Raw genomic sequence first — 26,362 nt, 5'->3', positions numbered from 1 at the left:
GGCAGATACTGGTAGATCCATCTACCGGCATGCCTATATCTAACGGTACGTTTGTAACAGTGGGCGACCGTCAGCCTCAGTTCACGCTGGGTTTTGGCAATAATTTCACCTATAAAAACTTTGCCTTGTCATTCTTGTTAGATTATCGAAAAGGCGGCGATGTTTTTAATGGTAATGAATTATTCCTGACACGTTACGGATTAAGCGCACGTACGGTAAACCGGCAAACACCGGTGGTAGTGCCGGGGGTATTAAAAGATGGCAATGAAAATTCTGCCGCTCCAACGGTTAATACCATACAGGTAAATCCTTACTATCAAACCGGTTATTATACCAATGCTATCGAATCTGACTTTGTTGAACACGATATCAGTACGTTCAGGCTGCGGGATGTAACGTTGAGCTATACCTTTCCGTCATCATTGCTTGCCAAACAAAAAGTATTTAAATCGTTCGGTATTTATGTAACTGCTACTGATGTGTTCCTGTTAACAAACTATACGGGCGCTGATCCTGAAGTAAATGGCACCAACTCTTCTACAAGAGGTTCGGGCGCGGCAGGATTTGACTATGGTACACTGGCTGCACCCCGTACAATTTCTTTTGGAGTAAGTGTGAAATTATAAGACAAACAACATGAAAAAATTCATATATACATTAAGCGCTTTACTAACCTTAAATATGGTTAGCAGCTGCAAAAAATTTGTAGATATCAATACTAACCCCAATGCCCCTACCATTGTGGATGCTGCCAGTTTACTACCCCCTATTGAAGCGGGTATGGCCAGGGGTATTTGGTATGATAGCCGTTATATAGGCCAGTACGCGCAGATATGGGGTTCATCAGGCGCTAACAACGTTTGGGATGAAGAAGGCTATGCGCCGGGTACAGATTCTAATGGTGAAATGTGGCGCACAATTTATTTTAGCCTGGGGCAAAACGTAACCTTAATGATGGCTGATGCTACCGCCCATAATAAATTAGAATACCTGGGCGTTTGCTATGCGCTACGTGCCTGGGGATGGCAAAATGGTGCCGATATATATAACTACATGATAGTTAATGAAGCTTATGATCCCACAAAGCTTACTTTTGATTACGACCCGCCACAGGCCGTATATGCCGAAGCGGTAAAAGATTGCCGCCTTGCCCTTCAATATTTTAACCAGGCCATAAAAGCCGACGGTATCACCGGCATGTCTATACCGCTTTCCAAAGGCGATTATATGTTTAATGGCGACCGCAGTAAATGGATAAAATTTGTTTATTCTATATTGGCGCAAAACGCGCTGCATTTTACTAATAAGTCTACATTTAGTGCAGATTCAGTTGCGAAATTTGTTGATCTTTCATTTGCCAGCAATGCAGACAATGCAAGTGTGCAATGTGCTGCCACCAGTTCAACTGATGCTAATTTCTGGGGGCCTACCCGCGGAAATCTTGGAAGCTTTCGTCAGTCGGATTATATAGTCAAATTGCTTGATGGCCGTATACTTGCAGGCGCTGCAGCACAGGACCTTACAGCAGACCCGCGCTTGCCTTTGTTGCTGATGGCTAGTAAAGACGGCGCTTACCGGGGTGTTACTCCGCCTCTGGGTGATATTAATTCGGCAGATCCCAATACGCTTATTCCTGCATTTGCGGGTGCTATAGCCATTAATTCCGCAACCTCGGGTAAATACCTGTTTAACGATAATTCCAGGGGGGTTTTAATGACTTATCCGGTACTGCAATTTATGAAAGCAGAGGCCCTTTACAAAAAAGGCGATATAAGCGGAGCTTATACTGCCTATATAAATGGTGTAACTAAAGCCCTTGATTTTGCAAGTAATCCCCCAATCGGCGCTTCGCTAACGGGCACTCAGAATTACATATCAGTTGCTGCCCAAAATAAGTATTTAACAGGACCGAGCGTAAGGCAATCAGCCGCTACTTTAAAATTGAGTGACATATTACAACAAAAATTTATTGCCTTGTTTTTATGGAACCCGATAGAAGCATGGTCTGACGAGCGCAGGTATGGTTATGATGCCACAATTTTTCAAGGCTTTATCAAGCCGGGAACTTTATATCCTGACAACGCGGGAAAACAAGTGTACGTAGTGCGCCCACGTTACAACTCAGAGTATATCTGGAACGTACCGGCACTAAAAGCCATAGGCGCATTAGCGCCTGATTATCATACAACAAAACCATATTTTATTTTACCATAAAATAAATGACATTTTACATGAAAAAACTATCATACCTATTTATCGGGTTATTGCTTACAGGCATAACCGCCTGTAAAAAAAGTGTAATAACTCAATTTGGCGATGCAGTAACAGGCGTTTCTGTTAAGTTTTTGCATACTGCTCCCGGCACACCAGCTATTGACGGCTATGTAAATGGCATAAAAATCACTCCTGTGTCGTCAATTTCTGTAACAGACAATACGCTGGTAACTTCTATAGTAACTGGTATATCTTATAATTATACCGGTACTGCAGCCTCGTATCTGGGTCTTTTCCCAGGCAGTAACTATGCGGTGGTGCCTTCCGGGAGTACAATTTTTAAGGTACAGGCCTCTATTCCTTTACCCGCATTAATTAGCGCGCAAACAAGTGCGCCGGGTGCCGTAATAGGCACAGCAACTAAATCCACTACTGATGGTACCGCTTACTCGGTATTTGCTTCAGGTTTGCCCGGTTCTGTAACTTCGCCATTGGGAATTACGGTTGTAAATGATACATTTCCTGATTGGGCAAGTGGTATGGCTTATGTACGTTTAGCTTATATGATACCCAACGGCGCCCCGGTTGATATGACAGCAACCGCTACTTTAACAGGGGCAACAACGGCCACAACCACAACTATTTTTAATAATATTGCCTATAGCACCGTTACCCCTTTTGTACCTGTAAGTGTTAACCCTGCAGGGCTTACAAACTATACGTTTCAGTTATATCGAACGGGTACAACTATCAAGTTGGGCACTGTGTCTTCGGCAGTTTCAATGGCACAGGGAAGGTATTATACGATTATAGGAAGGGGCCTTGCCGCAGATTATGCAGTGCCGGGTACCAGCATCACACTTAAAGCAAGTGCAAGGCCTACGTTGCCGCTTACTGATCCTTCAACTAAATACCCTGAAATTTATTTTGCTCCGGCACAGTTAGTATTTTATACTAACAAATAGAAAAAATAATTACCCCTTAGCAAAATCCTGCAATAAAAAACGAATATCTGAGCCAGAAGTGGCTCAGGTATTCGTTTTTTATTTATAAACCGCTTTAAAAATTTCTTAAAAAAGCGATCAGTATACTTCACCGGATAAGAAGTAAGTTAGTAATTTAGCCGAGTGGCTGCACCCAAAAAACCTCCCTTATCGAAATCAAAATCCGGGCAAAAGAAAAAAGCACCGGTCAGAAGAAAAAAAACATCATCATGGAAAGCTCCATTGAGGTGGATGGTTGCCGGCCTGTTGTTGATATTACTCTCCCCATTTTATTATGGTTATGTGCTTAAAACTTTCATTGCTACCTGGCAGTGGTTTAAAGATATAAAAGAGAACCCGCATTATCGTACCTATAAAAGCTTTAACATCCCTATCCCGTCTAAATATACTATTCATGGTATCGACGTATCTTACGCTCAGGGAAAGATTGACTGGCAAAGGGTTAAAGCCATGAATGAGGATAGCGTACACATCAGCTTCGCTTTTATTAAAGCTACTGAAGGGCTGCTTACAGTAGACCCTTATTTTAAAAGAAACTGGCGCGAAGGCCCTAAAGTCGGCATTACCTGTGGTGCCTATCACTTCTTTCGGGCTAACAAGAACGGATTATGGCAGGCGCGCTTTTTTTTACAAAACGTGAAGATGGAAAAAGGTGACCTGCCACCGGTTGTTGATATTGAACGTTTAGACGGAACCCCGCCCGAAACAATGCGCAGGGAGCTGAAAGCCTTTTTAACCCACATGGAATCAAGCACAAAGGTGAAACCTATTATTTATACGGGTTTAAGTTTTTATAACGACTACCTGGCGGGTTATTTTGACCATTATCATTTATGGATAGCACATTATTACCAGGAAGAATTACAGGCTGGCAAAAATACCCCCTGGGTATTCTGGCAGCATTCTGATATCGCAAGGATCAATGGCATTAACCACACCGTGGATTTTGATGCCTTCAAAGGAGATAGCCTGAATTTTAGTAAATTGTTAATTCCTTAATATTATTAGCAGACACCATTTTTGTACCTGCGTTCTCCATACTTGTCAGTGTTTTCTTTCATCTAAGAGAACATAAAAGAGACATTTCCGTTATAAATATACTTTCATAATTATATGGTATATTTATTTAATGAGTAAGGTATTTACAATAACAAAAGGCTTAGAAAATATGGGTGCGCTGCGCACTGGTGGCCAGGGCTCGGTATATAAGGGACGCAGAATGGGGCCTATTATTAGTGCTGTAAAAATATTACCGACACCCATTCAATCAGAAGATGCAAAGGACAAAAATTACCGCAACTTTATAAATGAGGTAGAAAAGCTAAAAAAGGTTAATGAAGAGCCGAATCCAAATGTGGTAAAAATATTAAATTCGGGCATTACCGAAAGTGGTTCGTTCCCATTTATAGAAATGGAATTTATTGAGGGCCCGGATCTGGGAGATTTACTGGCCCCGCCGAATGAAAAAATATTTACCATTAAAGAGGCGATTAAACTGGCCGATCAGTTGGCTTGCGCCTTATTGCATTGCCACAAAGTGGGTGTTAAGCATGGGGATATAAAAAGCAATAACATAAAATTCAATGTAAATACTGGCAATTATGTATTGTTGGATTTTGGCTTGTCTATCATGTCAGACGAAGAGCGCCGCAGCAGTATGCGCCATGCCGGAGCAATTGAGTTTATGGCTCCCGAACAAAATGAGGGCAACATGCTGTTCCAAACAGATATTTATAGTTATGGTGTAATTTTATATGAAGTGTTGGCGGGGCGGGTGCCATTTCCACTGCAAGATAATGGTGAAACAGCCAGAAACACGGTAATGGTGGCCCACATGGAGTCGCCGGTTCCGGATATTTTAACATTACGAAAACAAAACTTACCTGTAAGCTGGCCTGATGAAAAGCAAATGTGGGAAATGCAGGTACCGGCCTGGCTATTAAAATTGATCTATAAATGCCTGGAAAAGTTACCAGAAAACAGGTATGCCAATGGCATGGAACTTCATCAGGCAATAGTACAGAATAGCATTGCTGATATTAACAACACCAATTCGGTAATAATAGCAAAGGAACTTAAAAAAGTAAATGAGCCGGCAACGGTTGTAAACCGGGCCAATGTCGGTAATAAAGTACAGCTATCAAAACCGGTATTTGCCGGCCTGCTATTATTACTTTTAGGATTTATGGGGTTTACCGCATATTCTTTATTTCATAACCGTTCAAAAACACTTCCGGTAAGCACCTATAAGCCTGTTGATTCTGTTAGAACCGGCGACAGTGCTGCATTAAACAACCAAAAAAACACTTATCGTGACAGAACAAAGGCTGCCGATTCTGTAACAAGACAAACTATACATGATGAAATTGAAAGACTCAGGCAAAAAAACCGACAAAATGATAGCACGGCAATGGATAGTTCGGAAATTAATAACTAATAAATTAAACAATTAACTCATTATTATAATAGGCACTCACTGTTTATTTGGCGGGTATAGCCTGATCAGAATTATATATTTACATGGATTCAAAAAGTACTATTTGGCAGCGTATGGGTATACAAGATTGGTTTTTAACTAATGAAAATACCTCCAAATCAAAAAATCAGCAAATACTTACGCCTGATAATGTTTATAATTATGTGATAGCGAAATTTAACGATTCCATCCGCGAGTTGTCTTTTGCTGATCGTATAGTTTTTTATCATGAATACATCATAAGTTTTAATCCGAAAGATTACCAGGAATTTATGAATAATAAACAAGGCATTTTTGGTCTTATTGTTAACGAAACCGTGAAAAAATTCTATGAATTATTAAAACAGTATCGTTTAAGCGGTAAAACGGTGATGCCATCAAGTTCAAAATGGGTATTCAGGTTAGTATCACACCCTGACTATGCCAGCGGCGATATAGGGTTTATCGGCAAGTTGTTGCCGGGAGGTGCAAAAAAGGAAGAAAATTTAAGGGTTACTTTTATTCCGCGGCAAACCGGCATTGCACAAACATTTGATGTTAGCGAGGAATTGTTAAAGGGTTTTAATTATTACAGCGACGGTTATTATGAATTGCCTTATATAGAAGATCTGGAATATAACGAACAGAGTTTGGATAGCATAGGCAAAAAAATATACGCGCGTTTTGAAACTATTTTGCCCGAGAAGCAATTTGCCGGCAAAAAGGTGGAATATATAATGAATGATGATGAAATTATAGTTTCAGGGGAAGAAGAAAGCCGCTTAGATTCAAATATCTTTAAAATACCAACCGAATGGGTGAACTCGCCTCACTTGCAGATCAGGTACAACAAATCGGATGGCAAATTTTACCTGGCATCATACGGCGAACGTACTATTTTAAATGAAAAGGAAGTAACTAAAAGCGATGTTAATTCGCCTGCATGGGTAGAATTGCCTGTAAATTCAAAAATATTATTGAACGGTATTGTTGGGGTTAACCTATTTAAATCATAAGTATTATGTCGCAGATTTTATCAGCAAGTTTATTAGTTATCGTGAGCTTGTTATTCATTATTCATTTTTTTGATATTAAAAACTCAGGCAAAACTAATGGATGATCAGTATTTCGGACTAACCGATACCGGCAAGGAGCGGAAAAATAATGAAGACACCTTTATTGCCCAACAGCATGCAAACAACGGGGTTATCATAGCGGCTGTAATAGATGGCGTAGGTGGCTATTCGGGCGGCGAAATTGCCGCTTTGTTTGCCCGGGAAGCTATTCTGCAAAGGCTCGGGAAACCTTCAGAAGAAATTATCCCAATGCTGATTGACTGCTTTAACCAGGCAAATGAAAAAATACTAACGGAAAAAACACAGGTTAAGGAGCATAATGGCATGGCCTGCGTGGCCACACTTGCTTTGGCTGATATTGAAAACAATCAGTTTTATTATGTCCACGTTGGTGATACCCGCCTGTATTTACTGCGCGATGGCTCACTCGTTAAAATCTCGCATGATCAGTCTTTTGTTGGCTATTTGGAAGATTCCGGCAGAATTGATGAACAAACAGCAATGACCCACCCAAAGCGCAACGAGATCAATAAAGCGTTAGGTTTCGAAGCGATGTTAACTCATGACACTGATTATGCAGAAACGGGCCAATCTCCTTTTTTACCAGGCGATATAATTTTGCTTTGCAGCGATGGATTAACAGATATGGTAGGAAAGGCAGAAATTACAACTATAATAACCAAAAATAATTCGTTAAAAGATAAATGCCAGGAGCTGATAAATACGGCTAATAACCACGGCGGGAGAGATAATATAACAGTGGTATTGGTACAAAACAATAAGCAGTCATTAACTCCTGATGTTACAATGCCGGTAGCAATCACTAAAAAAAAAGATGAAAAAGTTGGCCCTACAGTAACTGAACAAATACAGGATAAACCAATAACCCCGCAGCCTGCACCTGTTGGCAAAAAATCAACCGGCCTTATTACCCTGTTAACTATATTGATGCTGATATTTTTGGCTTCAAGTATTTGGTTATATGTGCAACAAATAAATGAGAAAAACACGCCGCCGACAAAGGCCGTTTTCAAGGATATAAAAAAACGCAACAGCCAGGAAATTAAATTGCAGAATGCCATTGACCATGCAAAAGGATACGTAGTAATTATTGAAGATACAGCCTACAAAATGCCCATACTTATTAGCCGGGCTATCCGGATTAACAAAGACAGCGTTTTACTTAAAGCCCACGGAAAAGTAGAGTTGAAAAGCGACCCGGACTATAATGGTGCTGCGTTTAATCTGTCTGCGAGATGCAAAAGCATGGTATTGGATAGCTTGATAATCAATAACTTTAATATTGGGGTGTTAGCCTTTAATACTTCGCTGTCATTAAAAAACACGCGGTTCATTAATTGTTTGGCTGCGCTTGAAAATGTATTTGTTATACCCGGAAAAAAATACATTAATGGTAAGGTAACTGCCGTCCGCTTAAAAGATGACTCACTGCCCGTTACTGACAAGCCAAAAGTATGGAACAAAAAATAGCATTACCAGCCAGCAGACAAAAGGAGCGCCTGTTTTTATTAGTCATAGCGCTGGTATTAGGCCTGCTTTTTTTGCGCTTATTTTATTTAGAACAACGAAATTTTATTGATGTAGATAAACGCCTGCAGGATGGTACTATGGTAAACCTTAACGCCAAAGCGCCAGCGACGCACATCTGGTCGTTGTTAGTAAAAGGCTATTACTTTGAAGACAGGCTCGACATAGACCTGATTCGAAGTGTGATTAGTGAGCGCACAACCTCTGCTACAGGTAAATTTGAAAATATAGGCGAGTTAAACAAGCGGAAATATAATGTTGACGCAGAAGTTGCGATGAACAAGGGTGGTAAATCCTTCCATGACAGGGTAGTTGTATCCCGGTCATTATTAGGCTATACGGGCGAGGACTCTCTGCGTTTTGTGCAGGAAAAAACACATCCGCCGGTATTGCCTTCTGTTACTGATGTTGGCTTATCTGGTAGTTCTATATCAGGTACCGTATTTAAAGTAAAGATCCCTGTAACAGGTATATTGGTGCGCCTGCAAATGATTTTACCACAAGACAGCACTTATAATGATGAAGAAGCCAGCCAGGTTAAAACTAAAGCAGAGAATGGCCCCGGCTATAAAAAGGTATTTGTATTCGGCCAGAACGGGCAATCTCACCTTCAATCATTAACAGCATTTGCCCGTACAGATGCTCAGGGACAATATACTTTCAAAAATTTGCCGGCCAATAAAGCATTCAGTGTTTTGCCCCTGCAGCCGGGTTACCAGTTCGGGCGGTCATTAGGCACCGATAATTTAGATAATAACGAAGTTTTTAACTTCTATCAGTCACCGCATAGTATAAGACTATTATCTACCCGCGATTTTAATATCCTGAAAAAAGAAAAATCATTAATTATACGCATGCCGGCCGAATTTAATTTATGGTTCGGGATAATTGCAGTTAGTTTTTTTGCCCTGTTTTTTATTACTCACCTGCTGTTCAGCTGGAAATTCCTTTCAGCCGATCAGCTGATACTGCCCTTTATAATGATCCTAACGGGGTTATCCTTTTTAACACTTTTAAGTTTACAAGATCCTTTGCGCGACCGCTTTTTGGCAAAAGATTCGCTGGTTTATTTGGTGGTGGGCTTTATTGCCATGATAGTTATGATGCTGTTTAACCTGCGACGGTTCACAGTCGACTCAACCCTATACCGCTTGTTGCTTTTTAAAAATAACCGTAAAGCCGCTAATGGCTGGCCATGGATCGTTATTGCCATCATTTTACTGATGTTAACTATACGTTTTGGTGCGGGCCCCGAGGGAAGCGGGGTAAAGGTAAATTTATTTGGCTTTCAGCCCAGCGAAATAGTTAAATACCTGGTTATAATATTTTTAGCAGGTTTCTTCTCCATTAATGAAAAATTTATCAGCGAATATGCAAGTTGGGAAAAAAGATGGTCATTCTTTTCGGTTGCACTTATTGCAGTTGGAATTACGCTATTCCTGTTCCTGATGCTGGGCGATCTGGGGCCAGCCATCGTAATCTGTTTTACGTTTATTATCCTTTTCTCTTTTTCGCGTGGCGATTTTACATTTATGGCAATAGCGGTAGTGTTTTATGTGCTCATCACGTGGATATTTAAAAATATCTGGATTTCGGCAGCACTAACTGTAGCCATGTTACTGGTGGTAACATTATTTAAACGCAAACAATTAAGCGAATCGGCTATAATGGCCTTGGTAATTATTGCCGGATTTCTAACCATAGATAAAATACCTCACCTGGATAAACTTATTCCGGGGCCGGTACAACGTTTGGTGGACCGTAAAGCTATTTGGCAGGATGCCTGGGACAATGAGGTGTACGGCGGCGACCAGGTAGCCAACGGGCTATGGGCCATGTCGAGCGGTGGTGTAACCGGGCAGGGTATTGGCCAGGGTTTTGCCAAAACAATACCCGAAGCGCATACTGATATGATCCTGCCCTCCATCGGCGAAGAATTTGGCTGGACAGGAATCGTATGCATATTTCTGCTGTTCCTCTTATATTTACACAGAGCCATCATTATAGGGCGGAAAACGGGCACACCGTTCCTGTTTTATTTATGTGCCGGTGTGGGCGTTTGCACCTTTGTGCAATTCTTGCTGATAGCGGGCGGCTCTACTGGTGCCCTGCCCCTCTCTGGCGTTTCCCTTCCGTTTGAAAGTTACGGCGGATCATCGTTGGTGGCTAACTTTATCGCTGCGGGTTTTTTACTTTCTGCCTCCACTATAAAAGGCACGCCTGTGCAAATGAGCTTTATTACTAAGCAACAGGATAGAAATCTTGTTCCTGCTTTAATAATGGCTTGTATTGGCATTTTATTATTAACCGTAAATGTATCCCGCTATTTGTTTGATAATGCAAAATGGGTGGTTAAACCATCATTAGTAGCTGATAGAAGTGGCGCTCGTATGTTTAGCTATAATCCGCGTATCGCAATTTTAATGAATAAGCTACAGGCCGGAACACTGTATGACCGGGATGGCCGCATATTGGCAACCAGTAATCCTGATCTCATCAAAAAGCAACGGAATTTATTAAATGCATCCGGCCTGCAAGGTTATAACCTGGATTCGGCTATGCACAAGCGCCTCACCCGTTATTATCCATTTGAAGAGCAAATGTTTTTTTGGGTGGGTGATGCTAATACAGCAGTATTTAACGGTAGTATAAACGGCTATTTTGCCGAGTATGAGCACGCTGCAGAATTGCGTGGTTTTAAAATGCCCATAACCAATTACAATACCCACGCCAGTCGCTATCAGGAAGACAGATTTTTACCCCGCGGCATAAAAGAAATGACAGTTAGCAAAAAAGATTATAGCGCACTGGCCCCATTACTTATCGCGGGCATAAATAGCACGGCGGTAGACGTATTTAAATTAGGTAACCGTGATGTGCAGTTAACCATGGATGCACAACTGCAAACAAACATACAAAAATCAATAGCCGGTGACACTTCCCTGAATGATAACCGGGTATCGGTAGTAATTATGCAGCCATCCACAGGTGATGTTTTAGCTTCGGCTGTATATCCTTTACCTCCTGTTCATAACTGGGATCAGCTTACTATGCCGGTTAATGAACAGAACAAATTATCGCAATGGGTAACCACTAGCGATCTTGGCTTTACTTACGCCACTCAACCGGGGTCGACAGCAAAAGTACTTACCACAATGGCCGCATTTAACAAGTTAGGCTTGGAAGCTGCCAATAAAAAATTCACCGTTAGTACGTATGAACGTATCCGCACTAAAGGAATTGAGCCTGATGAAACAGGTGTAATCACATTGGAAAGAGCGGTAGCTAAATCAAACAATGTGTATTTTATAAAGCTGGCTAACCAGGAACACCTGCAGGAAGATATGGCAACCCTCTATTTAAAAACAGGCATGTTTTTGCACGGCGTAGGTGGCTACTTCTATAATAAGCAACCTGACAATACAACACAGGAAGAAAAATGGCGCGACCTATGGCGCAAAACAGAGTTTAATACAAAACCAAAATATGATCCGAATAATATCAGGCGCACAAGAGCCAAAGGCATTTCGGGTATGGCATGGGGACAGGGTGAGCTAATTGCAACACCCGCCGCAGTTGCAAGATTAGTATCGGGGGTAGCTAATAACGGGCAGTTAGTTGCTAACCGCTTTGTTTTAAAAATAAGTGATACTATACAGCCTGTTAAACCCAGCATAAAATTGGCTGATGAGCCGCAATACACTGCCCTTATCACTAAATATATGATTGAGCAAAGTGCACCAAAGGTGCCGATATTAGGAATAAGTGTGGCCGGTAAAACCGGTACACCAGAGCGTATATGGAAGCAGCAAAGTATAAATGACGGCTGGTATGTTTTTTTTGCTCCAACAGCTAAGGGAACGGGGAACATAGTGGTTTGCATACGGATAGAATCAACTAAAGGGTCGGCAGATGCTGTAAGGCTTGCCGGCCGGCATGTTATTCCTTTTTTATTAAAAAAAGGATATATAAAAAGTATAGCCGTCCAACCACAAGAAACGGAATCAAGTTCAAATTAAGAAATTATTATGTTTAACTTATTTAGTAAAGGCAATAGCAGACCCAATGACGTAAAAAGTTTACGCAACACATTCCTGCAAGCTGTTAAAGAGCAATTACAAAAGGCCGAAGGTGGCGAAGGGCGCAATATCAAAGGCATAAATTTTTATATATTAGAAAATGTGACTGACAAACATATATACGAAGCCGCTGTTTACCTTGATGAACAAGATAAATTTAAACAGGAGATTCAACGAATTGCTGATGATTTCGCCCTGGATCTTCCCGCAAACTGGACCCTTGACTTAACTTTCAAATCGGAGTTTCCGCCGGAAGCAATTAGACTGAACGGTCTGTATGCTGCCATCTTTATTCAAACAAAGGATCATACCATACAAAAGCAGGGTGAAGGATATATCAGGGTGCTTGCCGGAGAAGCAGAAAAAGAAGAATATCATATCACCTCGAAAGATGGCGTTATTAATATAGGCCGGGAAAAGCGGGTGCAGGTTGATGAAGGTTTTTTCAGACATAATCACCTGGCGTTTCCGGGCGATAGCGACAAAGAGCCTAACAAATATATTAGCCGGCAACATGCCCATATAGAATGGAACAATGAAAAAGGCTGTTTTATGATCTTTGCAGACGAGGGCGGCATTCCCCCAGGAAATAAAATAAAAATACGTTCAATTAATAATGAAAATTTGATCAAGCTTAATTCAATGCATATCGGACATCAGTTAGCCGATGGCGATCAGATAATTTTAGGAGAATCGGCAGTGGTAGAGTTTAGTTATAGCTAACAATTAGGGGTTCGTCTTATAAAGTGGCGCAGGTTTTAACGGCCGTGTTTCGGCATCAAAATCACTATCCCTGCCCAATATCGTGAAAGAATCCGTCACAACCTCTGTCGTATAACGCTTGATGCCATTTTTGTCCTCGAAGGAACGCGTACGGCATTTCCCTTCAAGGTAGATGAGTTTCCCTTTCCGCAATATTTTCGCAGCTGCTTCCGCAAGCCCGCGCCACACCACAATATTATGCCATTCGGTTTGTTCTTCTTTAGCGCCATTTTTATTGATGAATTCGCTTGTGGCTAAGGGAAAGCTTACAACAGGGACATTGCCTTCAAGAACCCTCAGATCCGGATCCTTACCCAGATGGCCTACTAAAATAACTTTATTGATTCCTGACATACTTGCAAAGGTAATGGCGCCATCGTTTAACGGCGGCCTGGTGAATAAGGCAGTCTAAATCAGTAGGAAAAACAAGCGTCCTATTAAATGTAACCCCGGCGAAAGGGATATGTTTGAAAAATTTTAAAATTTGCTGCCGTCAATTTTTGTCCGTAAAATTAATCCCTGGTAAACATTGAATTATCGGGGACAACCTTAATGTCAATTGATGAAGAGGCTGATTATTCTATTATCTTTACACCCTATTTAAACGCCATGCCCGATTATCTGCTACAACTTGACCGGCACCTGTTTCATTTTATAAACCACGACCTGGGCAACGCATTTTTTGACGTGCTGATGCCTATTCTGCGTAACAGGTTGGTATGGATCCCTTTATATGTTTTTATCTTTATTTTTTGCCTTTGGCGATATAAAAAACAAGGTGTAATTATTATTGTATTACTGGCGCTTACCTTTGGCGTGGCCGAAAATGGCAGCGCTACCATCATTAAATCGTTTTATAAACGTGTACGCCCATGCAATGACCCTGCAATGGCGGCAACCATTGTAAGCCGTGTTGATTGCGGAACAGGCTACAGCTTCCCATCCACCCATGCCAGCGACCACTTTGCCATAGCCGTTTGTTTGAGTATGATATTTTATAGGCGTTATAAATGGGTATTGCCTGCAAGTATTTTATGGGCGGCGGCTATCAGCTTTGCGCAGGTGTATGTTGGGGTGCACTACCCTATTGATGTTACGGCCGGGGCTATTTATGGCATATTGGTTGGGCTTTTGGTTGGATGGATATTTTGGAAATGGCAGAAAAAACTAATTAGTTAATCTGTTCCAATAGCTACTTTACATCAACCCAATTTATAATCAAGATTAAACAATTAACACCATGCAAAAATTCACCACGTTTTTAATGTTTGAAGGCAAAGCCGAAGAAGCCATGAATTTTTATGTAGCCTTGTTTAAAAATTCATCTGTTTTAAATGTTATGCGTTATGACAAAGATGGGCCCGGCGAAGATGGCTCCATTATGCTCGCCACGTTTTCATTAAATGGCCAGGAGTTTAAGTGTATTGACAGTGCGATAAAACATTCTTTTTCTTTTACTCCGGCCATTTCTATTTATGTTAATTGCGAAGATGAGGGCGAAATAGAAAATGTATATGCCATGCTTAGTGCTGGCGGCAATGTGGCTATGCCGCTTGGCAATTACGGGTTCAGTAAAAAGTTTGGCTGGGTTAATGATAGGTATGGTGTATCGTGGCAGGTTAATTTGCAATAAATAGTACCACGGGCTTCGGCAGACCAGCAATGACAAAAACGTGTTTTGTTACACGCGAATGTGTAACAAAATGTAACAAGTGTAACAAGATTTCGACTTAAAGTATTGCTTATGAGCAAATTACGAAAAAGTGATGTAACAAAATGTAACAACTTATTCGTCAGTATTTTTAAGTATAATTTTAATATTATTAATTGATAATCAAATAATTACAAATTGATAGTTTTAGGAGTGGTGAAACAAGTTATTTGAAACAAGATGAAACAAAATCACTGATATCCCTGATAGCTATCGGGATAATGCCACCAATACGATTATTTGCAAACGCAAATATCGCTTAGTCCATAACACCCATTTTTATTTATACCGTGTCCAATTCATAAAATTCCATTTGTTATGTGTGTATAATTCACTTATTCGGTAACATTTAAAAATTAAAAAGATGAAAGAGTATATGTTAATTTTCAGGCACGAAGATGGTGGTAAAATAGCATCGCCAGAGCAAATGCAAATATGGATGCAGCAAACTATGGACTGGCTGGGCGCTCTTGCAGCCAAAGGCAATTTTGAGGGCAAGGGCAACGGTTTGTTATTTGATGATGCCCGCGTGGTACATCATAATAAAATGGTTACCAACGGCCCTTTTGGCGAAATTAAGGAAACGCTTGGCGGCTACGTTGTTGTTAAAGCCAACTCAGCTGACGAAGCTGCCGAATTTGCAAAAGGATGCCCTGTTTTACAGGGCGAAGGCAATACGGTTGAAGTAAGAAAATTGGCAAAAGACGACGGCATTCATTAACATGGACCAACAGGAGATCATCCCCCATTTATTCAGGACAGAGTACCGGAAAATAGTTTCGGTACTTTGCCGCCATTTCGGGTTTGACCAAATGGAAATTGCGGAGGACATAGCCAGCGAGACGTTTGCCACTGCCGCTCAAACATGGGGCATCAAGGGCTTGCCGCCAAATCCAGCTGCCTGGCTATATAATGTAGCAAAGAACAAGGCAAAGAATCATTTGCACCGCAATTCATTATTCGGCAGCAAGGTATCTCCTGCCATACAAAATACCACGCCTCAATTTTATGAAATAGAGATAGACCTATCGCCGCAAAACATAAACGACAGCCAGCTGCAAATGATGTTCGCTATCTGCCATCCGGCTATCCCGCCCGAGGCACAAATTGGATTATCCCTTCGCATACTTTGCGGCCTTGGTATTGAGGAGATTGCTGATGCGTTTTTATCAAACAAAGAAACTATTAATAAACGTTTATTTCGTGCCAAAGAGAAATTGCGCGAACTAAAGATCAAGATTGAAATGCCGGGCGAAGCTGAAATTGACGCACGGCTGGCGCCGGTATTAACCACCATTTATTTATTATTTAATGAGGGATATTACTCAATAAGTCAAAATAAAACGCTGCGCAAGGATCTTTGCCTGGAAGCAATGCGGTTGTGCACCATGCTGGTAGAGAACCGGCAAACCAATAAACCAAGGGTAAATGCTTTACTTTCGCTGATGTGTTTTCATGCATCAAGGTTTAATGCCCGGGTAAACAAAAATGGTGAGCATGTTTTGTATAACGACCAGGATACCAGCCTTTGGGATACTGACTTGATAAGCAAAGGCGCTTATTTTTTAAACTGTGCTGCAAACGGTATAGAATCTAAATATCATTTAGAAGCTACCATAGCCTATTGGCAAACCCAAAAAACAGATACCAAAGAAAAGTGGCAAATTGTATTAAGCTTATACGACCAATTGCTGCAAATAGAATACTCGCCCATCGCCGCGCTTAACAGGATCTATGCCTTATCGAAAGTAAACGGCAAGAAGGAGGTGATTATTGAAGCAGAGAAACTTAATTTAGCCGGAAACCAGTTTTATTATGCTTTACTGGGCGAATTGTACATAGATATTGATAACAATGAAGCCAAACTGAAATTTCAAAAGGCCTTAGAGTTAGCTAAAACTGATACGGATAAGCAAATTCTTCAAAAGAAGATTGACAGACTGTGAGATCAATGCTATATCGGCAAATCGCTTTTAGTTGCTTTGTCATCTGCCAGAAGGATGGCCCTGATACGTTTTCAATATGAACCTGGGAATAATTTCGCTCTTTCCGCAGCCGATGTGCCTGTCGCTCCAACGCAGATCAGTATAATACCCGTAAAATTCGAAATTGATATTTGATAGCTAACTACCGGGATGAACAGGGCAAACGCATTAAAATAATCGCATAATAAATAAGGAGGCTCCGATGGAGCCAAAATAGGGTTTGTCTTTTGTCTATAAACAGGGAGCTCCTCTGGAGCCAATATTTGCTGAAACAAAGCGGGCATTTGACTCCGGAGGAGTCACCTGTTTATAGACATAAGCTATAAAGTTAGAAAGGCTCCATCGGAGCCTCCTAATTATGTGTATTATTATTTTAATGCGTCTGCCCTACCGGGAAAGAAGAAACTACCCTCTCAACTTATCCAGCAGGTCGCTTAACAGGCCGGCTTCCTCGTTAGTGAGGTTATTTTTAAGGAAGTCTTTAGTTTTAAATTCATTATCCATGGTGGCAAGAGTTTCCAAACCTTTGTCACTTATACGGATATCAACCGCGCGCCTGTCTTTATTATTAGTACAACGGGTTATCATTTCTTTTTGCACAAGGCGATCAACTATGCGCGAGGCATCGCTCATTTTATCAATCATCCGATCTTTAAGCATATTAACCGTAGCCGGTTTAGGGTACTGGCCCCTTAATATCCTCAAAATATTAAATTGTTGATTGGTTATGTTATACTTTTCAAAATGGCAGCGCAAAGAATTATTAAGCCACCCTTCGGTATAAAAGATGTTTATAACTGCCTTCTGGTAGTTATCCTCAAATTTAGAGCTTTGTATTTCGTCGTCTATCCGCATTGTTATATATTATTCCTGAAGATGCAAATATCTTCATTTTTTATCTGATTTATTGTTTTCTTCATCTTTTCCGTAATGCCATGGGCAATGCAGGCATTTGTTTTTACAGCAATAACCGCGCTTTAAATGGTAAGCTTCGGTAAACACGAAGTTGCCGTCCTCGTTAATATAATAATCTACATTTTCCTGCATCACGGTTTCAGTTAAACAATTAACAGGATAGCAGCATCGAAATGCGCGCTATTACTATTTATAGTTTTGATAAACATCGGTCCGCCCCCTTACTGGTGAAATTCTCTTCCTTTTCCACTGTTAATTAAGCAATTTTACAAAAATTTTATTATTTAAATGAGTTTTTAAATGAGTGCCATTACCATGCAACGTCCACACCTGCTTGGGGTTAACTTCTTTTATAGCTTCTAAAATATCATTCCAGTCGGCATGGTCTGATATAAATAAAGTATCCTCCCTGTTCACTTGTAAATTTTTCCAGCCCGAGGCAAATAACCGTTTTACCCCGGTGGCTTTTATATAGCTATTAAAGGTAAAAGGAGGTACAATATACACAAACTCTTCCTGTGCCTTCATTAGTTTGCGCCCGTATAGCTGATGTTTACCTAAAGCGAACCCTGCCCTTTCGTAGATCTGGTTTATAGGCATAATACGATGGTGTATAAGCACTTTTTTCTGGGGGGCATGGTCATTAATCATTCTTACCAAACGCTGGCTCTTGCCCAGCCCATAAGCCCCCAGCAGGATATTGCTTTTAATGCCATTAAGCTTTTTTATCTCCTCAATAGGATCGGGATGAATTATATTCGGATCGGCAAAAGTACTTTCGGTTATCAGTACATCCGCATTAACCCATTCAATTGGTTCACAGGTAGCATCGTGTTGTAATTTATAATCACCGGTATAAAGATAACTGCTGCCCTGATATTCCATCAATACCATTGCTGAGCCCAGCATGTGCCCTGCGGATACAAAAGTGAGCGTTACATCCTTTATTTTAAAAGGCTGGTTGTAACCCGCAATATTAAATACCTGCGCGGCAGATCTATGGTATCGAAGATACATAAATTCGCGCGTAGCCTGGGTACAATAAACGTCTTTGTTTCCACTTACGGCGTGGTCTGCATGGGCGTGGGATACAACCGCCGTCTTTACAGGTTGCTGCGGATCGAGGTAAAAATCGCCATATTTGCAATAGATGCCAGTGGGATTAATTTGAATAAAATCGTCGAGTATACTCATTAGTAAGAGACACTGTCATTTCGAGCATAGCGAGAAAACTATACATATTCAGGTAGCCAACCTGTCAATGTATAGATTTCTCCCTTTGGTCGAAATGACATAATTTTTTATGGTTTTGCTAATTGAAGAAACTGCTCATGCAATGCCAATATCTGTGGTATTAACAATCGCGTTTCGTCGTTTTCAATTATATAATCAGCCAGTTTGCGTTTTTTGCTTTCGGCAAATTGTTTGGCTTCGCGCGCTTCAATTTCAGCTCGTGTAATATGATCGCGTTTGGTTACGCGTTCTATCCGCAGATCAAGAGGGGCCGTCACCAATAGTGAATAATCGCACATTTTATAGGACGTACTTTCAAACAGTAAGGCGGCTTCTTTCATTACATAGGGCACGTTGTCAATCCCGGCAACCCAGGCATCAAAAGCCCTGAATACCGCAGGATGTGTAAGCGCGTTAAGTTTAGCCAACTCTTTATCATCATTAAAAACAATATTGGCTATATATTTACGATCAAGGCTCCCATCGGCTAAATAAGCCGCGTCGCCAAAGGTTTTCTTTACGTTGGCTACCAATATTGGATCGGCAGTCATGATGTTTTTCGCCTCGGTATCTGCATAAAAAACCGGGATGCCCAACACCCCAAACATTTTGCTAACGATGGTTTTACCGCTGCCTATATTACCGGTGATACCTATTTTAAGCATTTATTTTTTAATAATAAAATCAATGTTACGCGGTTCTATACTTACAATTTTACAAAATGCCGGTAACTGTGTGATTTTTACCGGTAAGGTATTATAACCGTACACGCGCCAAAGATCAAGGTTTACCTGCGCTTCAAACAAGCTTTCATCAATATCTGCATACTTACTTAGCGAAGTGGTAAAAGTTACTTTAACTTTCTGCGGAAATATTTTAATATTATAAAAATCACTGTTATTTACCAGTTTAACAGGTACTTCTATTGTCTTCTCTGTATATTCTTCTACCGGGATTTTAACTTGCACCGTTTTAGGGTAAATACTAATATTACCTTCGGTTGATGCGGCCAGGTTTACAGTTGAGTTAACGTTTTCGCTCACGTTTCTTAATACCAGTGAATCTGTATACCAGGCAACGATTTTATCTATACGGTTACTTGGGCCGCTTATAGTTACGTAGGCTGGCTTGATAATGATATTATCTGATTGGCTAAACTGTGGCTCATACTTAACCGATTTAATTAAATGTACCGGTATACGGCGTTCGCTGCGGTTTGTAAAATCAAAATATAGCGTATCGGGGTTCAAAGCTATTATTTCATTTTTCACTGCCTTTTCGGCATTTATAGTCTGTAATTGCGAGCTAAGTACTATATAAGCATCGCTATCCAAAGTACGCAGATCAACCTTAATTATTTTGTTTTGCTCATTAATTTTCGAAAACAACATTTGCCACCCGCTTCCTTTTACAGTAACATTAACAGTATCAGATTGTAATGAATGAAAGGCCCGCTTTTGCGGAGCATTCTTAAAAGTGAGTATTTCTTTTACGTTGTAGTTATACTGCTTTGAGAGGGTAATAACTATCCATGCACAAGCAGCAAATACCAGGCAGGTAAAAAATGCCGATATACGCCTACGTTCTACTATTGATAGTTTTATTATTGCCATTTTTGTTTAACTAAAAGCCGAAAGCGGAAAGGTAAAAGCTATTATTGCTTCTCTTTCCGCTTTATGTATTCTTTCACGCATAAGCTTTCAGCTTTAAGCCCTGTGCTTATTTAACTACAGCAGGTGTATTTAGCGCCTTCGACTCTTCTAAAGAAATTGCCGATTTGTTAAACCTAACTTTTTGGCCGCCTTCGGTTTCAATTAAAAAAGTAGCGTCGGCTATCTCTAAAATTTTACCATGCATGCCAGAGGTTGTTACAATTTTGTCGCCTTTTTTTAACTCGTTAACAAAGTTCTTTTGATCTTTTTGCTTTTTAACCTGCGGACGGATCATAAAGAAATAAAACACCAGTATAATTAAACCAAATACAATCAGTTGTTTAGGATCAAAGCCCGCGGCTTGTAATAAAATAGTTGCTATCATTTTTAAATTATTATTTTGTAAGTACTTCACCAATTAAATGCACCATGCTTTGTGCCGGATTGGTATTTGCAGTAACAGTTATTTGCTTATCTTGTAAGCCAGATTTACCGGTGCTGTTAAAAGTTACCGATATTGCACCCGCAGTACCCGGTAATACAGGTGTTTTTGGCCACTGCGGTGTTGTACAACCACAAGATGCAACAGCGTTAGTTATTATTAATGGCGATTTGCCGGTATTGGTAAATTTAAAGCTGTATGACACCTTATCGCCTTGCTTTATCTTGCCAAAATCATGGCTTTCATTTTCAAATTTTATGATAGGCGCATTGGCTGCACCGGCTGCACTGGCTGTACCGGTAGTTGTATTATTGGTTTTACCGGTTTGATTGCAAGCCATTAATACACTTGCCACCATTATGCCTAAAAACAATTTCTTCATTGCTAATTATTCGTTAATCGCTTAGTTATTTATTCTATTAATCCGCGGCCTGTTTTGTTGATCTTCTTGTTGGCTTTTAGTTCAAATAAAATCTTGTCTAATATACCGTTTATAAATGAATTACTTTTTGGCGTGCTAAACTCCTTTGATATTTCCAGGTACTCATTAATAGTAACCTTAACGGGGATTGATGCAAAGTTAATAAATTCGGCAATAGCCATTTTCATTAACAGCGTATCCATCATAGCAATACGCTCAGGTTCCCAATTTTGGGTTTTAGCGCTTATCAGTTCCTGGTAGTCTTTATCGTAACGTACCGAGGTTTCAAAAAGATTAACAATAAACTCCTTGTCTTCTTCCCAATTGCCGGTTACCTCGGCCAGTTTGTTATTTTCGGGTTCATCAAAAGAAAAGTTTTTAAACGTTTTGGCTATTAACGCCTGCAAAACATCCTTATCAACCGGCCAAAAAATAAACATCTCTTCAAAAACCTGTTCGGCCAATGATGATTTTAAAATCACTTTTTTGAAAATAAATTTAATTATGTCTTTATCTGTTTGAATAGTATCACCTGTTTTTTGAAGGTAGTCGGTGTATTCGGGCGCGGCCTTCAAATTGGTAAATAAGGTTTTCACCAGTTCGGGCTCAAAGTTCCATTCTACCTTATATTTTTTAAGCCCGGCTAAAAATTCTTTGTTTTGATTCAGGGATATTACAAACCGGTTAGTCAATAGTTTAAGGTTTGCGTTCAGATCATCAGCAGTGGGTAAATGTTTGTGTGCCCTGTCGATAGCGTCGGTTTGTGCGTAACCTACCACTTCTGATATTAGGGATAGCATCCAGATATACATTTCGTACACCTTATCAATGCTTAGTAATAAGTTTTTTTCGTGCTGTTTAATATTACCCGCATCCGTTTGATGATATGCGTATAATGCCTGCAATACTTTTACCCGTAGGTGCCTTCTGTTTAACATTTTTGTAAGAACGATTTAGGATTGATTCCTGTGTGATATTTATTTAATAACTTGATTTTACTTTGTTAATGTCCATAATACGTTTTTCAACAATTTTATTTGCTGCCTGTATGGTAGAAATATTTTCCGTCCTGGAAAGTTTTAAAACATTCCTTGTAGCCTCGTAAATATTTTCGGTTAACTGCAATGAACGTTTTTTACTAAAGCCCATCAATTCCGAGTAACAATTTATAACACCGCCTGCATTTATTACATAATCGGGCGCAAATAAAATTCCTTTTTCAAGCAATAGCTGGCCATGTAACGTTTCATCTTCCAACTGGTTATTTGCAGATCCTGCTATAATAGCGCATTTCAGCTTATTAATAGTTTGTGTATTAACCGTTCCCCCTAAAGCGCATGGCGAATAAATATCAGCATCAATATCAAAAATGTTATTATTTGATATTGCTTCGGCTCCATATTTTTTTGATACTTGCCTGCTTTGTTCTTCGTTAATATCGCTTACATAAACTTTTACATTCTCATCGCGCAGCAGCCTTACCAGGTTTTCGCCAACATGGCCTATTCCCTGCACAATAACTGATTTACCGGTTAAGCTATCTGTGCCAAAAAGTTCTTTTACAGATGCCTTAATCCCCATAAAAACACCCATTGCCGCTATGGGTGCCGGGTCTCCACCGCCGCCTATACTTTCGGGCAAACCTGCAACATGCTGGGTCTCCATGCGAATATACTCCATATCGCGCGGATTAGTGCCTACATCTTCACCGGCAATGAACTCACCATTCAGGTTCTTAACAAAGCGGCCAAATTTACGCATCAATGCTTCGCCTTTATTTTTGTGCGAGTCGCCAATAATTACCGCGCTACCCCCACCCAGGTTAAGGCCTGATATTGCAGCCTTATAAGTCATGCTTTTTGACAGGCGCAACACATCATATAAGGCATCCTGCTCGGTTTTATAGGCCCACATGCGTATACCGCCCAAAGCAGGGCCCAATACCGTATTGTGAATTGCTATAATGGCTTTTAAACCTGTATCCGGGTCACTACAGAATACAACTTTTTTATGACCGAATGTATCGAGTTTTGAAAATATTGATTCTGTGGGGTCGTTAGTCAGCATTTATTGTTGTTAGGCACAACAAAAGTAGATATTTTTTTATTGCTACAAAGAGTTTTGTTAAGTAGTTAATAGTTGATGCATCATTTCATAAGATAACCGGTTAATATAATCTATTAGGTATATTTGGTACATGAGTATCATCGTTCAAACTCGCCAAGTATTTATCCGTGAATTTTTACAGGAGGAGCAAGAAATTTATCTAAATCATTTTACAGACGAAAAGGTTGCACTATACCTGCCAAAGCGCGACAGAGACGAGCGGATAAATATATTTAACAATGCATTAAATCAATACCCCATCACTAAAACCATAGGGATATGGGGTATATTTAATAAAGCTAACGGCGAATTTATAGGAAGTTGCCTGCTGCGCCCTTTTAATGATGACCAACGGACAATTGAGCTGGGTTACAGCCTGGAACAAAAATACTGGGGACAAGGGATAGCAACAGAAATGGCTATTGCAATGATAACCCATGGCTTATCAGACACAAACACTTTAGAAATTGTGGCAGTTACCATTTTAGAAAATTCAGGATCGCAACGCGTGCTTGAAAAAGCAGGATTTAAGCGCATGGATAATTTATCAAGAAATGGGGAAGAGTTGGCTTTTTTTAGAATAGCCCGTTAATGCCAAACTTCTTGAATAATCAATTTCATTACCGTATTTTTGCCTACGGATATGCCGGCTTTTCGGCCTTTCGGACTACCATTCATGAAGGATCTCGCTTACCTCAATAAATTTTTTTATAAATACCGCTGGCATCTTATCCCGGGTATACTATTCGTTGTTATCTCTAATATATTTAGTGTACTGCCCGCGCAGGTTATCCGGGTAGCGTTTGACCTGGTTACTGAGAATATTGGCGTTTACCAACTTTTTTCGGGCTTTAACCGGCAGGCAATGATCTATGAGATATTTGGATCGAGCCTAATGTTGTTTGGCGCATTAGTACTTATACTGGCGTTGCTTGCGGGCTTGTTTTTATTCTTTACGCGTCAAACTATCATCTTGATGTCACGCCATATTGAGTATGACCTGAAGAATGAAATATACAACCATTACCAGGCGCTATCACTTGCCTTTTACCGCCGCCACAATACCGGCGACCTGATGAACCGCGTTACTGAGGATGTTAATCGTGTGCGCATGTACCTTGGCCCTGGTATTATGTATGCCAGTAATACAATATCAGTGTTTGTATTAGTAATATATGCCATGCTCACGGTAAATGTACGGCTGGCTATATTTTCGGTATTGCCAATGCCTGTGTTGGCTGTATTAATATACTACGTGAATAACATTATCAATTTCCGCAGCGAAAAGATACAGGAACGGCTTTCTTCCCTATCAAGCTTTGTACAGGAAAATTTCTCGGGTATCCGCATCATGAAATCTTACGTGCGGGAAGATTCAGTCCGCAAAAAATTTGCTTTAGAAAGCGAGGATTATAAAACGCATTCTATGGCATTGGTAAAGGTTCAGGCATCCTTCTACCCTATTATGCTGTTATTAATAGGGCTTAGTAATGTGATTACCATTTTTGTTGGCGGCCTTGAAGTAATGAAGGGCACTATCACGCCAGGTAACATCGCCGAATTTATTTTTTACCTGAACAAACTTACCTTCCCGGTGATGGCGCTGGGTTGGGTAACCTCTTTAACACAGAGGGCGGCCGCTTCGCAAAAGCGCATTAATGAGTTCCTACATCAACAGCCTGAGATACTATCGCCCAATGCACCAAAACGTATTATTAATGGTTTGATAGAATTTAAGGATGTATCGTTCATCTACCCGGATACCGGCATACAGGCGTTAAAAAATGTATCATTCACCGCCCACCCCGGCGAGATGGTTGCTATTATAGGGCGCACAGGCTCGGGCAAATCAACCATAGCTAATTTATTGCTGCGGATGTATGATACCACTGGCGGCGAGGTATTAATTGATAATGAGCCGGTAAAACATCTTAACCTGGAAGGTTATCGTGCCCAAATAGGCTTTGTGCCGCAGGAAGTATTTTTGTTTTCTGACACCATTGCCAACAACATCGCTTTTAGCGCGGATGTGCTGAATATGCCGGTAGTTGAGCAGGCCGCTAAAGATGCGGCGGTTTACCGCAACATTATGGAGCTGGAAAAAGGTTTTGAAACTTTAATAGGCGAACGCGGCATAACATTATCTGGCGGGCAAAAACAGCGGGTATCTATTGCCCGGGCCATTGTAAAACATCCACAGATATTGGTTTTTGATGATTGCCTGTCGGCAGTTGATACGCGTACCGAAGAAGAAATATTACAAAACCTGGGGTATATTATGCAGGGCAAAACAAATATTATTATAGCGCATAGAATATCAACCATAAAAAATGCCGATAAAATATTGGTGATGGATAACGGCCAAATTATTGAACAAGGCAACCACGAATACCTGATGCAACAAAAGGCAACTTACTTTGAATTGTATGAAAAACAACTACTTGAAGAAGAAGTGCCCGAAAATGATAAGTAACTTTTATATATAAATTTCAAAAAAAACGCAATAATATTTGTTTTAATACTTGCACTTTGAAAAATTATTTATATTTATGCCTAACAAAACTAAACTACAACATTATTAAACATGGGAGATTTTGATAACAGAGAGCGCGAAGAGGTTTTTTCAAAGAAGGTAAGAGCAGGTAAACGGACTTATTTTTTTGATGTAAAGGCAACACGGTCAAACGATTACTACGTTACTATTACAGAAAGCAAAAAAAGGCTGGAAGACGGAGTTTTTATTAAACACAAAATATTTT

Annotated in this window: 25 protein-coding genes and 1 pseudogene; 16 read left to right on the top strand and 10 right to left on the bottom strand. The window is 40.3% G+C overall.

Annotation, left to right across the window (positions count from 1 at the left end):
* The 9 genes and pseudogenes from JWP71_RS12565 to JWP71_RS12525 all read left to right on the top strand — a co-directional run.
* Positions 1-626: pseudogene (locus JWP71_RS12565) on the top strand (SusC/RagA family TonB-linked outer membrane protein); the annotation flags it as partial.
* Between the two features lie 10 nt (positions 627-636).
* Positions 637-2,214, top strand: coding sequence for a SusD/RagB family nutrient-binding outer membrane lipoprotein (locus JWP71_RS12560; RefSeq protein WP_299500470.1), 1,578 nt, complete (start codon positions 637-639; stop codon positions 2,212-2,214).
* A 17-nt stretch (positions 2,215-2,231) separates the two neighbouring features.
* Positions 2,232-3,179, top strand: coding sequence for a DUF4397 domain-containing protein (locus tag JWP71_RS12555; protein ID WP_299500468.1), 948 nt, complete (start codon positions 2,232-2,234; stop codon positions 3,177-3,179).
* A 162-nt stretch (positions 3,180-3,341) separates the two neighbouring features.
* Positions 3,342-4,217: a glycoside hydrolase family 25 protein gene (locus JWP71_RS12550; protein WP_299500466.1), complete on the top strand. Its 876-nt coding sequence runs from the start codon at positions 3,342-3,344 to the stop codon at positions 4,215-4,217.
* A 130-nt stretch (positions 4,218-4,347) separates the two neighbouring features.
* Complete coding sequence (locus tag JWP71_RS12545) at positions 4,348-5,655, top strand: serine/threonine-protein kinase (protein WP_299500464.1); 1,308 nt, start codon at positions 4,348-4,350, stop codon at positions 5,653-5,655.
* Between the two features lie 83 nt (positions 5,656-5,738).
* The gene (locus JWP71_RS12540; protein ID WP_299500462.1) at positions 5,739-6,689 is read left to right on the top strand and encodes a hypothetical protein; all 951 of its coding nucleotides are present in this window, start codon (positions 5,739-5,741) and stop codon (positions 6,687-6,689) included.
* A gap of 96 nt (positions 6,690-6,785) precedes the next feature.
* Positions 6,786-8,240, top strand: a complete 1,455-nt coding sequence (locus JWP71_RS12535) for a protein phosphatase 2C domain-containing protein (RefSeq protein WP_299500460.1) — start codon at positions 6,786-6,788, stop codon at positions 8,238-8,240.
* Positions 8,225-12,316, top strand: a complete 4,092-nt coding sequence (locus tag JWP71_RS12530; protein ID WP_299500458.1) for an FtsW/RodA/SpoVE family cell cycle protein — start codon at positions 8,225-8,227, stop codon at positions 12,314-12,316. Before JWP71_RS12535 ends, JWP71_RS12530 begins: the two co-directional genes overlap by 16 nt.
* 9 nt (positions 12,317-12,325) lie before the next feature.
* Positions 12,326-13,099 carry an FHA domain-containing protein gene (locus JWP71_RS12525; RefSeq protein WP_299500455.1) on the top strand — a complete coding sequence of 258 codons (774 nt, stop codon included), beginning with the start codon at positions 12,326-12,328 and terminating at the stop codon, positions 13,097-13,099.
* Between the two features lie 3 nt (positions 13,100-13,102).
* Here JWP71_RS12525 and ssb read toward each other — a convergent pair whose 3' ends face one another.
* Positions 13,103-13,492 carry a single-stranded DNA-binding protein gene (gene ssb / locus JWP71_RS12520; protein WP_299500452.1) on the bottom strand — a complete coding sequence of 130 codons (390 nt, stop codon included), beginning with the start codon at positions 13,490-13,492 and terminating at the stop codon, positions 13,103-13,105.
* A 198-nt stretch (positions 13,493-13,690) separates the two neighbouring features.
* Here ssb and JWP71_RS12515 point away from each other — a divergent pair, with 198 nt between their 5' ends.
* From JWP71_RS12515 to JWP71_RS12500, 4 genes are all read left to right on the top strand, one after another.
* Complete coding sequence (locus JWP71_RS12515) at positions 13,691-14,317, top strand: phosphatase PAP2 family protein (RefSeq protein WP_299500449.1); 627 nt, start codon at positions 13,691-13,693, stop codon at positions 14,315-14,317.
* Between the two features lie 61 nt (positions 14,318-14,378).
* Positions 14,379-14,771: a VOC family protein gene (locus JWP71_RS12510; protein WP_299500446.1), complete on the top strand. Its 393-nt coding sequence runs from the start codon at positions 14,379-14,381 to the stop codon at positions 14,769-14,771.
* A 442-nt stretch (positions 14,772-15,213) separates the two neighbouring features.
* A complete protein-coding gene (locus JWP71_RS12505; protein WP_299500443.1) occupies positions 15,214-15,570 on the top strand; it encodes a YciI family protein in 357 nt (118 codons plus the stop codon).
* 1 nt (position 15,571) lies between these two features.
* Entirely contained in the window at positions 15,572-16,795 is a 1,224-nt protein-coding gene (locus tag JWP71_RS12500; protein ID WP_299500440.1) for a DUF6596 domain-containing protein, read from the top strand.
* Between the two features lie 444 nt (positions 16,796-17,239).
* Here JWP71_RS12500 and JWP71_RS12495 read toward each other — a convergent pair whose 3' ends face one another.
* From JWP71_RS12495 to JWP71_RS12455, 9 genes are all read right to left on the bottom strand, one after another.
* Positions 17,240-17,689 carry a MarR family transcriptional regulator gene (locus JWP71_RS12495; protein WP_299500437.1) on the bottom strand — a complete coding sequence of 150 codons (450 nt, stop codon included), beginning with the start codon at positions 17,687-17,689 and terminating at the stop codon, positions 17,240-17,242.
* A 33-nt stretch (positions 17,690-17,722) separates the two neighbouring features.
* Positions 17,723-17,881, bottom strand: a complete 159-nt coding sequence (locus JWP71_RS12490; protein WP_299500434.1) for a DUF5522 domain-containing protein — start codon at positions 17,879-17,881, stop codon at positions 17,723-17,725.
* Positions 17,882-18,001: 120 nt separating this feature from the next.
* Positions 18,002-18,943 carry an MBL fold metallo-hydrolase gene (locus JWP71_RS12485; RefSeq protein WP_299500431.1) on the bottom strand — a complete coding sequence of 314 codons (942 nt, stop codon included), beginning with the start codon at positions 18,941-18,943 and terminating at the stop codon, positions 18,002-18,004.
* Positions 18,944-19,050: 107 nt separating this feature from the next.
* Positions 19,051-19,647, bottom strand: coding sequence for a dephospho-CoA kinase (gene coaE / locus JWP71_RS12480; protein WP_299500430.1), 597 nt, complete (start codon positions 19,645-19,647; stop codon positions 19,051-19,053).
* The gene (locus tag JWP71_RS12475; RefSeq protein ID WP_299500427.1) at positions 19,648-20,595 is read right to left on the bottom strand and encodes a CdaR family protein; all 948 of its coding nucleotides are present in this window, start codon (positions 20,593-20,595) and stop codon (positions 19,648-19,650) included.
* 106 nt (positions 20,596-20,701) lie between these two features.
* Complete coding sequence (gene yajC / locus JWP71_RS12470) at positions 20,702-21,019, bottom strand: preprotein translocase subunit YajC (protein WP_299500424.1); 318 nt, start codon at positions 21,017-21,019, stop codon at positions 20,702-20,704.
* Between the two features lie 10 nt (positions 21,020-21,029).
* Positions 21,030-21,458 (bottom strand): DUF1573 domain-containing protein, encoded by a 429-nt coding sequence (locus tag JWP71_RS12465; RefSeq protein WP_299500421.1) that lies wholly within the window; start codon positions 21,456-21,458, stop codon positions 21,030-21,032.
* A gap of 29 nt (positions 21,459-21,487) precedes the next feature.
* Positions 21,488-22,435 (bottom strand): transcription antitermination factor NusB, encoded by a 948-nt coding sequence (nusB, locus tag JWP71_RS12460; protein WP_299500418.1) that lies wholly within the window; start codon positions 22,433-22,435, stop codon positions 21,488-21,490.
* A gap of 43 nt (positions 22,436-22,478) precedes the next feature.
* Positions 22,479-23,564: a Glu/Leu/Phe/Val dehydrogenase dimerization domain-containing protein gene (locus JWP71_RS12455; protein ID WP_299500415.1), complete on the bottom strand. Its 1,086-nt coding sequence runs from the start codon at positions 23,562-23,564 to the stop codon at positions 22,479-22,481.
* Positions 23,565-23,694: 130 nt separating this feature from the next.
* On the opposite strand from JWP71_RS12455, the gene JWP71_RS12450 reads away from it, so the two are divergent.
* The 3 genes from JWP71_RS12450 to JWP71_RS12440 form a co-directional block, all read left to right on the top strand.
* Positions 23,695-24,195 carry a GNAT family N-acetyltransferase gene (locus JWP71_RS12450; RefSeq protein WP_299500412.1) on the top strand — a complete coding sequence of 167 codons (501 nt, stop codon included), beginning with the start codon at positions 23,695-23,697 and terminating at the stop codon, positions 24,193-24,195.
* A gap of 84 nt (positions 24,196-24,279) precedes the next feature.
* Positions 24,280-26,076: an ABC transporter ATP-binding protein gene (locus JWP71_RS12445; protein WP_299500409.1), complete on the top strand. Its 1,797-nt coding sequence runs from the start codon at positions 24,280-24,282 to the stop codon at positions 26,074-26,076.
* Positions 26,077-26,187: 111 nt separating this feature from the next.
* The coding region (locus tag JWP71_RS12440) for a DUF3276 family protein (protein ID WP_299500472.1) at positions 26,188-26,362 on the top strand (175 nt) is incomplete at its 3' end.

This window comes from Mucilaginibacter sp. (assembly GCF_028287845.1).
Lineage (GTDB): Bacteria > Bacteroidota > Bacteroidia > Sphingobacteriales > Sphingobacteriaceae > Mucilaginibacter.
Note: the sequence above shows the minus strand (reverse complement) of the source record. Positions and strands in the feature narration are given on the sequence as shown.

What these genes read in the sequence shown, in the direction of transcription:
- JWP71_RS12560 (WP_299500470.1), top strand. Translation starts at nt 637, where the DNA reads ATGAAAAAATTCATATATACATTAAGCGCTTTACTAACCTTAAATATG.
- JWP71_RS12555 (WP_299500468.1), top strand. Translation starts at nt 2,232, where the DNA reads ATGAAAAAACTATCATACCTATTTATCGGGTTATTGCTTACAGGCATA.
- JWP71_RS12545 (WP_299500464.1), top strand. Translation starts at nt 4,348, where the DNA reads ATGAGTAAGGTATTTACAATAACAAAAGGCTTAGAAAATATGGGTGCG.
- JWP71_RS12540 (WP_299500462.1), top strand. Translation starts at nt 5,739, where the DNA reads ATGGATTCAAAAAGTACTATTTGGCAGCGTATGGGTATACAAGATTGG.
- JWP71_RS12535 (WP_299500460.1), top strand. Translation starts at nt 6,786, where the DNA reads ATGGATGATCAGTATTTCGGACTAACCGATACCGGCAAGGAGCGGAAA.
- JWP71_RS12530 (WP_299500458.1), top strand. Translation starts at nt 8,225, where the DNA reads ATGGAACAAAAAATAGCATTACCAGCCAGCAGACAAAAGGAGCGCCTG.
- JWP71_RS12525 (WP_299500455.1), top strand. Translation starts at nt 12,326, where the DNA reads ATGTTTAACTTATTTAGTAAAGGCAATAGCAGACCCAATGACGTAAAA.
- ssb (WP_299500452.1), bottom strand. Translation starts at nt 13,492, where the DNA reads ATGTCAGGAATCAATAAAGTTATTTTAGTAGGCCATCTGGGTAAGGAT.
- JWP71_RS12515 (WP_299500449.1), top strand. Translation starts at nt 13,691, where the DNA reads ATGTCAATTGATGAAGAGGCTGATTATTCTATTATCTTTACACCCTAT.
- JWP71_RS12510 (WP_299500446.1), top strand. Translation starts at nt 14,379, where the DNA reads ATGCAAAAATTCACCACGTTTTTAATGTTTGAAGGCAAAGCCGAAGAA.
- JWP71_RS12505 (WP_299500443.1), top strand. Translation starts at nt 15,214, where the DNA reads ATGAAAGAGTATATGTTAATTTTCAGGCACGAAGATGGTGGTAAAATA.
- JWP71_RS12500 (WP_299500440.1), top strand. Translation starts at nt 15,572, where the DNA reads ATGGACCAACAGGAGATCATCCCCCATTTATTCAGGACAGAGTACCGG.
- JWP71_RS12495 (WP_299500437.1), bottom strand. Translation starts at nt 17,689, where the DNA reads ATGCGGATAGACGACGAAATACAAAGCTCTAAATTTGAGGATAACTAC.
- JWP71_RS12490 (WP_299500434.1), bottom strand. Translation starts at nt 17,881, where the DNA reads ATGCAGGAAAATGTAGATTATTATATTAACGAGGACGGCAACTTCGTG.
- JWP71_RS12485 (WP_299500431.1), bottom strand. Translation starts at nt 18,943, where the DNA reads ATGAGTATACTCGACGATTTTATTCAAATTAATCCCACTGGCATCTAT.
- coaE (WP_299500430.1), bottom strand. Translation starts at nt 19,647, where the DNA reads ATGCTTAAAATAGGTATCACCGGTAATATAGGCAGCGGTAAAACCATC.
- JWP71_RS12475 (WP_299500427.1), bottom strand. Translation starts at nt 20,595, where the DNA reads ATGGCAATAATAAAACTATCAATAGTAGAACGTAGGCGTATATCGGCA.
- yajC (WP_299500424.1), bottom strand. Translation starts at nt 21,019, where the DNA reads ATGATAGCAACTATTTTATTACAAGCCGCGGGCTTTGATCCTAAACAA.
- JWP71_RS12465 (WP_299500421.1), bottom strand. Translation starts at nt 21,458, where the DNA reads ATGAAGAAATTGTTTTTAGGCATAATGGTGGCAAGTGTATTAATGGCT.
- nusB (WP_299500418.1), bottom strand. Translation starts at nt 22,435, where the DNA reads ATGTTAAACAGAAGGCACCTACGGGTAAAAGTATTGCAGGCATTATAC.
- JWP71_RS12455 (WP_299500415.1), bottom strand. Translation starts at nt 23,564, where the DNA reads ATGCTGACTAACGACCCCACAGAATCAATATTTTCAAAACTCGATACA.
- JWP71_RS12450 (WP_299500412.1), top strand. Translation starts at nt 23,695, where the DNA reads ATGAGTATCATCGTTCAAACTCGCCAAGTATTTATCCGTGAATTTTTA.
- JWP71_RS12445 (WP_299500409.1), top strand. Translation starts at nt 24,280, where the DNA reads ATGAAGGATCTCGCTTACCTCAATAAATTTTTTTATAAATACCGCTGG.